The sequence below is a fragment of the Treponema sp. UBA753 genome, from assembly GCF_002297325.1.
Lineage (GTDB): Bacteria > Spirochaetota > Spirochaetia > Treponematales > Treponemataceae > Treponema_D.
This window is the reverse complement of the sequence record NZ_DBKJ01000124.1, coordinates 535-786: the sequence shown is the minus strand read 5'-3', so window position 1 is coordinate 786 and position 252 is coordinate 535. Positions and strand designations below refer to the sequence as shown.

The 252-nt window shown below is 46.8% G+C and carries 1 pseudogene; it reads right to left on the bottom strand.

The window, feature by feature from the left end:
- Nucleotides 1-252: pseudogene (locus B4C08_RS09850) on the bottom strand (proline--tRNA ligase); the annotation flags it as partial.

Here is a 252-nt window from a genome sequence, read left to right as displayed (position 1 = left end):
CAGTTGGAGAAACAACCATGTCTTGACCAGCACGGTTTTGAGGTCTTAGCATTTCATCGTGCATTTTGTCCCAGCGGCCGGATTCTTTCCACAAGTCTCCAGGCTGAATAACTGTTGGCTTCATTTCAAGCCAGCCGGTTTTGTCTAGTTCTTGGCGGATAATTTCCTGTAGTTTTTTTAGCGAGCGAAAACCGAGCGGCATATAAGCGTAAAGTCCGTTTCCAAGTTTTCGGAGCATGCCGCTTCTCATCA